The 13,440-nt window shown below is 65.7% G+C and carries 9 protein-coding genes; 6 read left to right on the top strand and 3 right to left on the bottom strand.

Translation table 11 applies throughout. The features are described from left to right. Positions 1-20: 20 nt before the first annotated feature. Together AC1Q64_RS01510 and AC1Q64_RS01505 are read right to left on the bottom strand one after the other, a co-directional pair. The gene (locus AC1Q64_RS01510; RefSeq protein ID WP_492250210.1) at positions 21-2,669 is read right to left on the bottom strand and encodes a cation-translocating P-type ATPase; all 2,649 of its coding nucleotides are present in this window, start codon (positions 2,667-2,669) and stop codon (positions 21-23) included. A gap of 34 nt (positions 2,670-2,703) precedes the next feature. Beyond that, on the bottom strand, positions 2,704-4,707 hold the full coding sequence (locus AC1Q64_RS01505) for a peptidase U32 family protein (protein WP_492250209.1): 2,004 nt from the start codon (positions 4,705-4,707) through the stop codon (positions 2,704-2,706). A gap of 262 nt (positions 4,708-4,969) precedes the next feature. Here AC1Q64_RS01505 and AC1Q64_RS01500 point away from each other — a divergent pair, with 262 nt between their 5' ends. The 4 genes from AC1Q64_RS01500 (at position 4,970) to AC1Q64_RS01485 (ending at position 8,972) form a co-directional block, all read left to right on the top strand. Next, positions 4,970-6,061 carry a branched-chain amino acid ABC transporter substrate-binding protein gene (locus AC1Q64_RS01500; RefSeq protein ID WP_492250324.1) on the top strand — a complete coding sequence of 364 codons (1,092 nt, stop codon included), beginning with the start codon at positions 4,970-4,972 and terminating at the stop codon, positions 6,059-6,061. Between the two features lie 141 nt (positions 6,062-6,202). After that, positions 6,203-6,454, top strand: a complete 252-nt coding sequence (locus tag AC1Q64_RS01495; RefSeq protein ID WP_291435071.1) for a hypothetical protein — start codon at positions 6,203-6,205, stop codon at positions 6,452-6,454. Between the two features lie 58 nt (positions 6,455-6,512). Next, positions 6,513-7,904, top strand: coding sequence for a tRNA adenosine(34) deaminase TadA (gene tadA / locus AC1Q64_RS01490; RefSeq protein ID WP_492250208.1), 1,392 nt, complete (start codon positions 6,513-6,515; stop codon positions 7,902-7,904). 84 nt (positions 7,905-7,988) lie between these two features. Continuing rightward, positions 7,989-8,972 carry an LD-carboxypeptidase gene (locus AC1Q64_RS01485; RefSeq protein WP_492250207.1) on the top strand — a complete coding sequence of 328 codons (984 nt, stop codon included), beginning with the start codon at positions 7,989-7,991 and terminating at the stop codon, positions 8,970-8,972. A gap of 91 nt (positions 8,973-9,063) precedes the next feature. Here AC1Q64_RS01485 and AC1Q64_RS01480 read toward each other — a convergent pair whose 3' ends face one another. Further along, entirely contained in the window at positions 9,064-9,423 is a 360-nt protein-coding gene (locus AC1Q64_RS01480; RefSeq protein ID WP_291435066.1) for a hypothetical protein, read from the bottom strand. 401 nt (positions 9,424-9,824) lie between these two features. On the opposite strand from AC1Q64_RS01480, the gene AC1Q64_RS01475 reads away from it, so the two are divergent. Together AC1Q64_RS01475 and AC1Q64_RS01470 are read left to right on the top strand one after the other, a co-directional pair. Next, positions 9,825-10,754, top strand: a complete 930-nt coding sequence (locus tag AC1Q64_RS01475) for an adenylate/guanylate cyclase domain-containing protein (RefSeq protein WP_291435064.1) — start codon at positions 9,825-9,827, stop codon at positions 10,752-10,754. Positions 10,755-10,869: 115 nt separating this feature from the next. Beyond that, positions 10,870-13,422, top strand: a complete 2,553-nt coding sequence (locus AC1Q64_RS01470) for a penicillin acylase family protein (protein ID WP_492250206.1) — start codon at positions 10,870-10,872, stop codon at positions 13,420-13,422. The last annotated feature ends 18 nt before the right edge of the window (positions 13,423-13,440 follow it).

The raw sequence follows: 13,440 nt of genomic DNA, 5'->3' as shown, positions 1-13,440 counted from the left end.
CGCTCATGGCCGCTGTTCGCTCAATACGATTCCGGATGCCGTCTGCGCCAGGCTTTCTCCAGCTCCACCACCACCCCCACCACCAGTGCTGCCGCGATGCACACAGCCAGCTCTTCCAGCGTCAGCGGCGCGGTCTTGAAGATCGGGTTCAGCATGGGGACGTAGATAGTGGCCATTTGCAGGCAGAAGGTGAGTGCCACGGCGCCCAGCAGCGGGCGGTTGCTGAAAAGACCCAGGCGCCAGATGGGTTCGGATTCGGAGCGGATGGCCATCACATGCGCCATCTGCGCCAGCGTCAGCACGGTGAACACCATGGTCTGCCAGTGCTCGCGCCCGGTGTGCAGCGCCCAGGCCTGCACCGCCAGGCACAGCCCGCCAATCAGCAGGCCCACGCCCAAAATGTGCTGCCACATGCCATGCGCAAACAGGCTTTCGCGGGGTGCGCGGGGCGGGCGCTGCATGATGCCGCGCTCGGCGGGCTCGGCCGCGAGTGCCAGGCCGGGCAGGCCGTCGGTGACGAGGTTGACCCACAGTATATGGATGGGCAGCAGCGGAATGGGCAGCAACAACAACGGGGCCAGGAAGATGGTCCAGATCTCGCCCGAGTTGCCTGTCATGGCGTAGCGCACAAACTTGCGGATGTTGTCGTAGATGCGGCGGCCTTCGCGCACGGCGGCGACGATGGTGGCGAAGTTGTCGTCCAGCAGCACCAGGCTCGATGCCTCACGCGCCACGTCGGTGCCGCCCTTGCCCATGGCTATGCCGATGTCGGCGCGCTTGAGGGCTGGGGCGTCGTTCACGCCGTCGCCCGTCATGGCCACGAAGTGGCCCTGGGCCTGCAGCGCCTCGACGATGCGGATCTTCTGTGCCGGGTCCACACGGGCATACACATGAACTTGCTCCACCTGGGCGCGCAAAGCGGCATCGTCCAGCGTGGCCAGGTCGGCACCGGTCAGCACGGGCGCGTCGGTGCTGGTGACTATGCCCAGGCGGTGCGCAATGGCGCGCGCAGTCGCAGGGTGGTCGCCGGTGATCATGACCGGCGTGATGCCCGCGCTGATGCAGTCGCGCACGGCGGCCTGGGCCTCGGCCCTGGGTGGGTCGATGAGGGCGATCAGGCCCAGCAACTCCAGCTGGTTTTCTACCGCGTCTATGTCGTTGGTGTCGGGCAGTCGCGGGTGGCTGCGGCGCGCCAGGGCGAGCACGCGCAGGCCCTGGGCGGCGAGCTGCTGGGCGGTGGCGAGGACCTTGGCGGCGTCCAGTGCGGCAGCGCCGTCCGGCGTCCAGTGCGCGGTGCAGCGGGGCAATACCGATTCGGGCGCGCCCTTGGTGTAGGCCACAAACCCGTGCGCATCGCGGTGGAAGGTGGTCATCCGCTTGCGGTCGGAGTCAAACGGCTGCTCCTGCACGCGCGGCCATGTGGTGTCCAGTTGGGCCTTGTCCAGGCCGCCTGCGTGGGCCGCCAGCGCCAGCGCGGTTTCGGTGGGATCACCAAGCCAATGACTGCCTGGCTGGCCATCCCCGTTCTGTGCCTGCAACGTGGCGTCATTGCACAGCGCGGCGGCGCGCAGGGCCTCGGCATGGGCGGCGCCGGGCAGCGGGTCGCCAGGCACCCAGCGCACGCCGTGGGCCATCAGCAGCTCGGCGTGCATGCGGTTTTGCGTCAGGGTGCCCGTCTTGTCCGAGCAGATGGTGGTGACCGAGCCCAGGGTCTCCACCGACGGCAGGCGCCGCACCAGCGCATGGACGGCCACCATGCGGCGCGCGCCCAGGGCCAGCAGCACGGTAACCACGGCGGGTAACGCTTCGGGGATGGCGGCTACGGCCAGGCTGATGGTGGTGAGGGCCATGAGCAGCGGCGCCTCGCCGCGCAGCACGCCCACCACAAAGATCACCGCGCAGATGCCCAACACCGCAATCGCCAGGCGCTTGCCAAACGCCGCCAGGCGCAGTTGCAGCGGCGTGCTGCGATCGCCGGTATCGAGCAGCGTGGCCACCTTGCCCAACTCGGTGTGCATGCCGGTGGCCACCACCAGGCCGCGTGCGCGGCCATGCGTGGCGGTGGTGCCCTTGAAAGCCATGTTGGTGCGGTCGCCCAGTGCGCCCACATCCTCGGCCGCCAGGGCCTCCGTCTGCTTGGCTACGGTGACGGACTCGCCCGTGAGGGCCGATTCATCCACCTGCAGCTGCGCAATCTCGATCAGCCGCAGGTCCGCAGGGATCTGGTTGCCTGCCTCCAGCAGCACGATGTCGCCGGGCACCAGCGCGCTGGCCGGCAACACCTGCACCAAACCGCTGCGTAGCACGGTGGCGTGCGCCGCGGCCAGCTGGCGCAGCGCAGCCATGGCCTTGTCGGCGCGCCAGGCCTGCACAAAGCCGATGACGGCATTGAGTACCACGATGACGAGAATGACCAGCGTGTCGGTGACCTCGCCAACCAGGCCTGAGATGACGGCCGCACCCAGCAGCACCAGCACCATGAAGTCCTTGAACTGGTCGGCCAGCAGGCGCCACCAGGGGCGATCTTGTGATGCAACCAGCTCGTTGGTGCCGTGTGTGGCGTTGCGGCGCTGGGCCTCGTCGGCATGCAGGCCCGCATCAGGATCAACGCCGTGTGCCTGAGCGACGGCCTCGGCGGTATGCAGGTGGGGGGCTTGAGAAGGGGGCATGCGGCAATCGGGACAGAGGCCGCACGCGAGTGCGTCAGTGCGCGTTCTGCGGCCGGGCTTTGTAGAAGGTCAGGGGGATCTCTTTAGCCTGGTTCAGCACCTGGCGCTTGATCTTGCCCACCACATGCATTTCACAGGGCTTGCAGTCAAAGCGCAAGGTCAGTTTCTCCTTGCCGTTGATCAACATCAAGGGTTCGGCCTTGATGGTGCCCTGCACGCCGGTGACGCCCTTGGCCTGCTTGGGGCACAGGCTCATCGAGAAGCGAACGCAGTGTTTGGTGATCATGAGGCTGACTTCGCCTTCTTCTTCGTGCGCCTCATAGGCCGCATCGATCACCTTCACACCGTGGCGCACATAAAAGTCATGCGCCTTGTGGTTGAACACATTGCCCAGGAACGAGAGCGTGTCTTCGGGGTAGGGCGCGGGCGGCTCCACCGGTATGGCACGCGGCAGGCGGGCAAAGTTGCGGGTGCGGTTGGCCTCCAGGTCGGCCACAGCGTCGCGGCGCAGCGCATTGAGCACCGAGGCGGGCACAAACCAGGGCTGCGACAACTGCAGTGCAATGTCATGCACCGCAAACACCGTTGCGCCGAAGCGGCCCAGCTGCTCGCGCAAACTGGCCTCGGCCTTGGCGGCATCGGTGGCAGGTTGGTGGGGCTGCTGCACGGAGGCAGAGCCCACATTGCCGTCTTCGTCGGTCAGCACCAGGCTGAAGCCGCTGGGCGTTTCGCTCAGGTGCGCCCACAGGCCGATACGGCGGTCGCTCGATTTTTTCTCCAGCGTGCGCACCCAGTCCATGTCGCGGTTGCGGTTGACCTCGGTGCCCTTGCGCAGGTCCTTGAAGCCGTCCATCGGGTCCTTGGGGTACACGCGCCACTGGCCCACGCTACGGGCCGAGACCGGCTCGGCCACATTGATGGCCATGCCCACCAGTTCCTTGTGCAGGTCGTAGTAGCACAGGCCGTCGCCGTTGTGCAGCACCGTGCTGGGGTCGCTCACCTCCAGTTCGACAAAGTCGGGGCCCACCTTGGTCACCCAGCCGATGGCCTGGCCGGGGTTCTTGGGACTGTCGAAGGCGCCGATGTCTTCCTTGCGACCGGTCACAAAGTAGTCGGTGAACTCGCGGTTGAAGTTCTGCAGCGGGTCGGGCGTGAAGGTGAAGGTGGTGCGCCCGCTGGAAGAGCGGCCCAGTGGACGGCCCTGGGCCTCGCGCTCTTCGATGATTTCGTCGAGCAGGGTGCGGTAGTGGGCGGTGATGTTCTTCGCATAGCCCATGTCCTTGTAGCGGCCTTCGATCTTGAAGCTGCGCACACCTGCGTCGATGAGGGCGCGCAGGTTGTCGCTCTGGTTGTTGTCCTTCATGCTCAGCACGTGCTTGTCGTGTGCGATGAAGCGGCCCTGCGCGTCCGTGACCTGGTAGGGCAGGCGGCAGGCCTGGCTGCAGTCGCCCCGGTTGGCGCTGCGCCCTGTCTGCGCATGGCTGATGTTGCACTGGCCGCTGTAGGCCACACACAGCGCGCCGTGGATGAAGAACTCGATGTTGGCACGGCCGGGTGCATCGACCGGGCCCAGTGCCTTGTGCACGGCCGCTATCTGCTGCACCGTGAGTTCGCGCGCCAGCACGATCTGCGACAGGCCAGCGTCTTGCAAAAACCGCGCTTTTTCGGGCGTGCGGATGTCGGTCTGGGTGCTGGCGTGTAGCTGGATGGGGGGCAAGTCGATTTCGAGCAAGCCCATGTCCTGGATGATGAGCGCATCGGCCCCAGCCTCGTACACCTGCCAGGCCATTTGGCGCGCGGCCTCCAGCTCGTCGTCGCGCAGAATGGTGTTGAGCGTGATGAAGATACGGCTGTTGAAGCGGTGCGCGTGTTTCACCAGGCGCTCGATGTCGCGGATGTCATTGCCCGCGCTGGCGCGTGCGCCAAAGGCGGGGCCGCCGATGTAGACGGCGTCGGCGCCGTGGTTGATGGCTTCGATGCCAATGTCTGCGTCGCGCGCGGGCGAGAGCAGTTCGAGCTGGTGGGGCAGAAGGGACATGGGGCGTGATTATCCCAGCGCACCCCGCAGCGTGGGTGGGGGAGGGCTGCCTATTAGCGCGGTTAATGCTGAAGCAAATTGCTAAGTTTGCTTAGCAAGTGCGGAAAATGGCCGCTGGCATGGCTAGGATGCGAGGCTTGTTGTGTACAAGATCGGTGCACAACATGCCTGCTTTGACTGAATTTGGAGACTTCGTACCGTGCTGCGCCCCGTTTTTGCTTCCTTGCCCCTGTTTCGAATTTCTGCCCTGACCGCCATTGCCATGGCCGCAAGCGTGGCCTCTGCGCAAGACGTGCAAATCGTCAAGATCGCCCATGCGGGCCCGGTGTCGGGTGGCATTGCCCACATCGGCAAGGACACGGAAAACGGTGTGCGCCTGGCCATTGACGACCTCAACACCCAGAACCTCGTCATCGGCGGCAAGAAGATCAAGTTTGAAATCGCGGCCGAAGACGACGCGGGCGACCCACGCCAGGCCACCGCCGTGGCGCAGAAGCTGTGCGACCAGAAGGTGGCAGGCGTGGTGGGGCACCTGCAGTCTGGCACGTCCATTCCCGCGTCGGCCGTCTACGCCAAGTGCGACCTGCCACACATCACGGCCTCGGCCTCCAACCCCGACCTGACCAAGCCCGGCCACAAGACCACCTTCCGCCTGATCGCCAACGACAACGCGCTGGGTGCTGCGCTGGCGCTGTTTGGTGCGGACCACCTCAAGCTCAAGAGCGTCGCCATCATCGACGACCGCACGGCCTACGGCCAGGGCGTGGCCTCGGTCTTCAAGGCCACGGCGCAACAAAAGGGCCTGAAGGTGGTGGCCGAGGAGTTCACCAACGACAAGGCTACCGACTTCATGGCCATCCTCACCGCCATCAAGAACAAGAAGCCCGACGCGATCTTCTACGGCGGCCTCGACGCCCAAGCCGGCCCCATGCTGCGCCAGATGGAGCAACTGGGCCTGGGCAACGTGAAGTATTTTGGCGGTGACGCGCTGTGCACCGAAAAGCTGCCCGAACTGTCGGGCAAGACCCCCGCGCTGAAGAATGTGACCTGCGCCACGGGCGGTGCGTCGGTGGACAAGATGCAGGGCGGCGCCGACTGGAAGAAGCGCTACGACGCCAAGTTCCCGGGCCAGTTCCAGATCTACAGCCCCTACGCCTATGACGCCGCCATGGTGCTGGCCGACGCCATGAAGCGCGCCAACTCGGTGGACCCCAAGGTGTTTGCGCCATTCCTGGCCAAGACCGAATACAAGGGCGTGACCGCCAACATCGCCTTCACCGCCAAGGGCGAGTTGACCGCGCCCGCCGTGACCTTGTACACGTTCAGGGACGGCAGCCGCGTGGCATTGAACTGAGGTCACTCTCCTGCGTTGCTTCAGTGACTCCTGACCCAACGGCCGCTCCATGCGGCCGTTTTTGCGTGCAGCGTTTGGCTTTACAGTCAGATCCCATCGCAAGAACCCGCGGGCCGCCGGTGCCCGCCAAGGAGCCCAGGTATGCGCGCAATGTTTGGATTGGTCGGACTGGTGGTAGTGCTGGCCATCGTGGGCCTGCTGGCCAAGAAGCAACTGGCGGCCACGCGTGCCCCCATGCCAGCGTTGCAGACCGCCACGGGCGCAGTGGGGCCCGCCTCGGCGCCCACGGGCACGGTGCGCGAGCAGAGTCAACAGATGCAACAGCAGGTCAAGCAGCAGGTGGAAGGCCTGATGCAACAGGCACGCCCCATGCCCGAGGATGATAAAAAATGAACCAAATCGGCTGTAGGTGCAAGTATTTCATGCACCGATAGCTATTAAAAACATAGCAATGGATATCGATCACGACGCACACTGGATGCGCTTGGCGCTGGCCGAGGCGCAATCTGCAGCCAGCGCTGGCGAGGTGCCCGTGGGCGCCATCGTGGTCAAGGACGGCCAGGTCATCGCCACCGGCCGCAACGCCCCGGTGGAAGGCCACGACCCCACGGCCCATGCCGAGATTGTTGCCCTGCGTGCCGCGGCGCAGCGGCTCTCCAACTACCGGCTCGACGGCTGCAGCCTGTACGTGACGCTGGAGCCCTGCGCCATGTGCAGTGGCGCCATGTTGCATGCCCGGCTGGCAAGGGTGGTGTTTGGCGCGATGGAGCCCAAGACGGGGGCGGCAGGCTCGGTGCTCAACCTGTTTGGCCATGCCGAGATCAACCACCAGACGCAGGTGCAGGGCGGGGTACTGGCCGATGAGTGCGGTGAACTGCTCAGCGGGTTTTTCCGCCAGCGCCGCCACCAACAACGTGCAGAGGCACTGGCCCGCCACCCCTTGCGTGACGATGCCCTGCGCACGCCCGATGCGGCGTTTGCCAGCCTGCCGGGCTACCCCTGGGCTCCCCACTACGTCAGCGACCTGCCGAGCCTGGCAGGCCTGCGCTTGCACTATCTGGACGAAGGTCCCCGTGATGCGAGGCGCACTTGGCTGTGCCTGCATGGCAACCCGGCCTGGAGCTACCTGTACCGCCGCATGCTGCCCACTTTTCTCGCAGCGGGCGACCGAATTGTGGCGCCCGACCTGGTCGGTTTTGGCAAAAGCGACAAGCCCAAGAAGGAGTGCGCGCACCAGTTCGAATGGCACCGTCAGGTGTTGCTGGAGCTGATCGAGCGGCTGGACCTGCGTAACGTGGTGCTGGTGGTGCAGGACTGGGGTGGCATCCTGGGTCTCACACTGCCCATGGCGATGCCCGAGCGGTTTGGCGGCCTGCTGGTGATGAACACGCTGCTGGCCACAGGCGATGCGCCGTTGCCCCAGGGCTTTGTGGACTGGCGCGCGATGTGCCGGGACAAGCCGCTGTACGGGGTAGGGCGCCTGCTGGCACGCGGCAACCCGCACCTGAGCGCTGCGGAATGCGCAGCCTACGATGCCCCCTTTCCGGACAAAGGTTACCGGGCTGCGCTGCGTGCGTTCCCTGAGCGTGTCCCTGCCGCCCTGGATGACGCCGGTGCGGCGCTGTCGCGTGCAGCCCGCGATTTCTGGCAGCACGAGTGGCCAGGCCGCAGCCTGATGGTGGTGGGGGCGCAAGACCCCGTGCTGGGGCTGCCCACCATGCGGGCGCTGCAACACCACATCCGTGGATGCCCCGAGCCGGTGGTGCTGCCCCATGCGGGCCACTTTGTTCAGGAGCATGGCGAGGCCATTGCCGCACAGGCTGTGGAATACTTCGCGCACTGACATGCCCGCTGGCGCCGTCTGACTGCATGTGGCGCCCGGCATTCCCCCTGTTTATGGAGCAGGCCTTTTGACGGCCTGAGCGCTTTGCACGACCACCATCACCACCACTCTCAGTGCGACCACGACCACGGTCCCAAGCACATCTACATCTACTCCCCCTCCAGCGCGGTGCGCGACAAGGCGGCCTTCAAGCGGGGCATAGCCCGTCTCAAGGCCCAGGGCCATGAGGTGGAGGTGGATGTGGACGCACTGGCCACACACACACGCTTTGCGGGCGACGACGCGACCCGGCTGGCCGCCATCCACCGTGCAGCGGCCAGTGGCGCCGATGTGGCGCTGATCTCGCGCGGGGGCTATGGCCTCACGCGCATCCTGCCGGGCATCCGCTACAAGGCGGTGGCCAAGGCCGTCGAAAAGGGCACCCACTTTGTGGGCGTGAGCGACTTCACCGCCTTTCAGCTCGCCGTGCTGGCCAAAACCGGGGCCACCACCTGGGCGGGGCCGTCGCTGGGGGCCGATTTTGGCGTGGAGGGCGCGCCCGACGACATCATGGAAGCCTGCTTTGACGACCTGCTGACCGGCCACGGCGAAGGCACGGGCTGGCGCATGCACAAGGAAAAGCCCCATGCCACTACCGGCAAGCCTGCTGTGCCCAACGTCTATGTGAAAAGCGCCACCCTGTGGGGCGGCAACCTGGCCGTGCTGGCTTCGCTGGTGGGGACGCCGTACTTCCCGCAGGTCAAGGGTGGGGTGCTGTTTGTGGAGGATGTGCACGAGCATCCCTACCGCGTTGAGCGCATGCTGACCCAGCTGCTGCACGCCGGTGTGCTGGCCCAGCAGAAAGCCGTGGTACTGGGGCAGTTCACCAACTTCAAGTTGGCGCCGCACGACAAGGGCTACAAGCTCCAGTCGGTGGTGGACTGGCTGCGCACCCAGATCAAGGCGCCCGTGCTTACCAACCTGCCGTTTGGGCATGTCGAGACCAAGGTGCTGCTGCCCGTGGGCGCAACAGTTTCGTTGTCGGTGGAAGAGCGTGATGCGCTGATCTATTGGGGCCACCAGCACTGAACAGGCGGCGCTAACCCGGGGCTGCTGCGTGGCACGATGCCGGTGCAGCGCATTGACTGGCCCCGGCCGTCAGGGCTGCAATCTCAGGGTTTCAGAGGTGCGCGCGGGGTGCGTTGGGCATTTGTGGCACCCGCAGCGACAGCGGCAACTGCCCCTGGAACATCGGCGTGACCTGGTCCAGCACCGTCTGTGCGATGGCCTCGCCGCGCAGCAGGGTGAGTGTGTCGAGCAAATCGCTGCGCAGGTACCACAGCGCCTCGATATCGCCCGCATAGCGCAGGCGCATGTTCATGCGCGCCACTTCGCAGCCGGTGAGCCCCATCAGGCTTTGCAACATGGCACGCCGCACCTCTTCCAGACCCTGGTCGCGCACCCAGGCCGTCGACGACGGCTTGTCACGACCGAGCAGGTCGTGCAGGTTGTTGCGGAGATTGGGCTTGTTCCAGCGCATGGGCGGAGGGCAGTGCGGTTCTTGTAACAGGGTCGATCAAAGTAAGCGGGAGTGAGGATTGATGCAAGGGCGGCGCTCCTGTTTTTGCATAAAGACAACACAGCGCGCCCGTTTGTAGCGAACTTTTACGCATTCTTCCCGGATGTTTGCAGCGAGCTGACAGCGCAGCGCACGGTGTTCCAAGGCCCAGGGAGGCCCCACGCCATTCGGGCGTTCGCGTGACCGTGTGGTGCATGTCCTGCCGTGCACCTGGGTACCAACACGGCCGAAGGCGGCTCAAAACGGGGGGCGTGTGCGGTCTGCAAAGACCTCAGCGCAGGATTGTTGACGCTTTGGTAGATGCGTCTTCGTTGAGCTTGCACTAAACTGGTTCACATGATGTTACTAATGGGCCGTCGTTCATGAGTGTGTTGTCGACGGTGGTCTTCGCCGACATTTCAGGCAGCACCTCGTTGTATGAAACGCTGGGCAACGAGCGCGCCACAGAGGCGGTGACCCAGGTCACGCAGTGGATCAGTGACACCATCGAGGCACATGCGGGCCGTGTGGTCAAGAAGCTGGGCGACGGTGTGTTGTGTGTTTTTGGCGATGCGGCCAGTGCTGTGACTGCCACCACGCACATGCTGCGCCAGCACAAGGCGCGTCTGGACCGTTGGCCACAGCCATTGCGCATGGACATTCGCGTGGGCGTGGCCAGCGGTGAGGTGGTCGATGTGGACGGCGACTGCTACGGTGATGCCGTCAACGTGGCCTCCCGCCTGTGTGAGCGCGCGGGCCCGGCCGAGATCTGGGCTACCGAGACGGCAGTGCTGTTGGCGGGCGTGGCGCCTGACGTGTGGTACCGCAAGCTCGGCCTGATGGAGATCCGTGGCAAGGCCGAGTTGCAGATGCTCTACCAAGTGGAATGGCGCGAGAATGAAGAGCCCGACTCGCTCACCATGCAGGCGGCGCTGGTCAGCAGTTTTGCGCCGGCCGATTCCATCCTGGGGCAGATCCAGTTTTCCTGGCACGGCGTAGACATGTCGTTCACCTCGTCGGATGCGCCTGTGCATGTGGGGCGTGCTACCCATGCACAGCTGTGCATCAACGACCCCCGTGTGTCGCGTCTGCATGCGCGCATCGACTGGCGCAACAGCGGCTTTGTGCTGACCGATATGAGCAGCTTTGGCACCTGGGTGCAGTTTGACGGCAGCGACTCGCCAGTGCGGCTGCGCCGCGATGCCTGCATCCTGCATGGCACGGGGCAGATTGCGCTGGGGGTTCCATTTACCGAGCCCAGTGCTCCGGTCATGAACTTTCAGGTCGCCGGTACCCGCGTTCACCTGGGCTGAGTCCTTCGGCCGCCACCGACGGCTGTCACTGTGTGGTGGGTTTCCGGTCGGGGCGCAACCTGCATTTACTTCCGAATCAATACAAATAACCCACAAGAATCAGGAGACATGAGACATGGCGTGGATGAAGCGAACGGCCGTCGGGCTGGTGGTTGCGGCATTGCTGGCCGGCACGGTGGCTGCGGTGTATGTGCAGCGCAGCTTTGCGGCGCTGGATGGCAAGCTGGTCGTCAAGGGCCTGCGCCAAGCCGTGCAGGTGCAGCGCGATGGCGCTGACGTTACCCACATCCGCGCGCAGAGCCCGCAAGACGCCTGGTTTGCGATGGGCTACGTGCATGCGCAGGAGCGCACCTGGCAGCTGGAGTTCAACCGCCGCGTGATGTACGGCGAGCTGTCCGAAGTGTTTGGGCCGGCCACGCTGGAGACCGACAAGCTCATGCGCACGCTGGACATCATGGGCACGGCCAGGCGGCAGTACGCAGGCCTGCCGTTGTATGCCCAGGAGGCCCTGCAGGCCTACAGCCAGGGCATCCACGCCTTCCACCAGAACCGCCCCCAGGCGCTGCCGCCGGAGTTCCATATCCTGGGCGTTCAGCCCGGCGGGACCACGGGCGCCGTGTGGGAGCCGGAGGACAGCGTGGGCTGGGCGCTGATGATGGCGCTGGACCTGGGCGGCAACTGGGGCAACGAGTTTGCGCGGCTGTCCATTGCGAAAGCGCTGGACACCGAGCGTTTGTGGCAACTGATGCCACCGTACCCGGGCGAGCGCCCCGCAGCCTCGGCCGACCTGGCCGCGTTGTACCGGCAGTTGGGGGTGTACCGGGCCACCGATGCCAGCGCTTCTGCTGCACCGGCGGCCGCCGCTGAACCGGTCGACCGGGGAGCTGCATCTGCTGCGCTTGGTGACGGGCCTTTGTCCCGCCAGATCAGTGCCGGCATGCTGGCCTGGGCTGACGAACTGACCCGCAATGCGGGTACCAACGAGGGCAAGGGCAGCAACAACTGGGTGCTGGCGGGCACCCGCACCGTCAGTGGCAAACCGCTGCTGGCCAACGACCCGCACCTGGGCCTGTCGGCACCTGCCATCTGGTACTTTGCGGGCTTGCAGGCACCTGCGGGTCAGGCGTCTGACGGCACCCCCATGGGCGCCATCGACGCGGTGGGCGCCACCTTGCCCGGCATGCCCTTTGTGGTGCTGGGCCGTACGGACAAAGTGGCCTGGGGCTTCACCAACACCGGCCCCGATGTTCAGGACCTGTACCTGGAGCAGATCAACCCCGCAGACGCCTCGCAGTACCGCACGCCCGAGGGCTGGACGCCCTTCACGGTGCGCAACGAAACCATTCGCGTGAAAGGGCAGGCCGATGTCGCCCTGAAGGTGCGCAGCACGCGGCATGGCCCTGTGTTGAGCGATGCGCAGAAGTCGCATGCGGACGTGCTGGACCTCGGCAAATACGTGCTGGCGCTGCGCTGGAGCGCGCTCGATGCCGACAACCAGACGGTGCTGGCGGGCCTCCAGACCAACCAGGCGAAATCGGTGGACGCGTTGTTCGCGGCCCTCTCGCACTATCACTCGCCGATGCAGAACGTGGTGGCGGCCGATGACCAGGGCAACATCCGTTTCAAGGCCGCTGGCCGCGCGCCCGTGCGAGACCCTGCCAACGACATCCGGGGCGTGGCGCCGTCACCGGGCTGGGACGCCCGGTACGACTGGAAGGGCTGGCTGCCGTATGACCAGACGCCCGAGGACAATGGCGCCCGGGGCTGGATTGCCACCGCCAACCAGCGGGTGACTGCGCCGGACTATCCCCACTACCTGACCCAAGACTGGGCCTTGCCCTACCGCTACGAACGCATTGCGCAGCTGATCGAGGCGACTGACAAGCACGATGCCGCGAGCATGCAGGCCATCCACCGCGATGTGACCTCGCTGGCCACACGCAGGCTGCTACCCTACCTGCAGCAGGCCAAGTCATCGCACCCGCTGGCAACGGCTGCGCAAGAGCAGCTCAAGGGCTTTGACGGCGTGATGGATGCGGGCAAGGCTGCGCCCCTGGTGTTTGCCGCATGGACCGACGAGCTGGCGCGCGGCCTGATCGTGCCGCGCATCGGCGAGGCACGATTCACCGCGACCTATGGCAAACGCGACTACCGGGCCGCGCTTGAGGGCATCCTGGAGCGCAACGACACCTGGTGGTGCCAGCCCGCATCGTGTGCAGAGCAGTCGGCCGCAGCGCTGGGACGCGCGCTCGACCGGCTGCAGGCGGCCTACGGCGCAGACCCCGCGCAATGGCGCTGGGGCGCGGCGCACCCGGCACTCAGCGTGCACCGGCCGTTTGGCAATGTGCCTGCACTGGCCCGCTTTTTTGACGTGAGCGAGCCATCGCATGGCGACGCCTACACCGTCAATGTGGGGCAGTACAACGCGGGCGAAGCCAAGGGCCCGTTTGTGAACCGCCACGCCGCATCGCTGCGCGCGGTGTACGACCTGGCCGACCTGGAGCAGTCGCGCTTCATCTACCAGACCGGACAAAGTGGCCTGGTGTTTTCGCCGCGTTACCGCGATATGAGCAGCACCTGGGCGCAGACGGGCTACCGCGCCCTGCAGCGCCAGCCTGCACGCTGGGCCCACGAGTTGACGCTGGCCCCCGCACCGGCGGCGCAGTAACCACTGCTGGAGATCACC

Source organism: Acidovorax sp. GW835-FHT14G06 (assembly GCF_058793595.1).
The sequence above is the reverse complement of the archived record's forward strand: the minus strand, read 5'-3'. Positions and strand labels throughout refer to the sequence as shown.

Coding starts and splice junctions, on each gene's coding strand:
- AC1Q64_RS01510 (WP_492250210.1), bottom strand. CDS start 2,669: ATGCCCCCTTCTCAAGCCCCCCACCTGCATACCGCCGAGGCCGTCGCT.
- AC1Q64_RS01505 (WP_492250209.1), bottom strand. CDS start 4,707: ATGTCCCTTCTGCCCCACCAGCTCGAACTGCTCTCGCCCGCGCGCGAC.
- AC1Q64_RS01500 (WP_492250324.1), top strand. CDS start 4,970: ATGGCCGCAAGCGTGGCCTCTGCGCAAGACGTGCAAATCGTCAAGATC.
- AC1Q64_RS01495 (WP_291435071.1), top strand. CDS start 6,203: ATGCGCGCAATGTTTGGATTGGTCGGACTGGTGGTAGTGCTGGCCATC.
- tadA (WP_492250208.1), top strand. CDS start 6,513: ATGGATATCGATCACGACGCACACTGGATGCGCTTGGCGCTGGCCGAG.
- AC1Q64_RS01480 (WP_291435066.1), bottom strand. CDS start 9,423: ATGCGCTGGAACAAGCCCAATCTCCGCAACAACCTGCACGACCTGCTC.
- AC1Q64_RS01475 (WP_291435064.1), top strand. CDS start 9,825: ATGAGTGTGTTGTCGACGGTGGTCTTCGCCGACATTTCAGGCAGCACC.
- AC1Q64_RS01470 (WP_492250206.1), top strand. CDS start 10,870: ATGGCGTGGATGAAGCGAACGGCCGTCGGGCTGGTGGTTGCGGCATTG.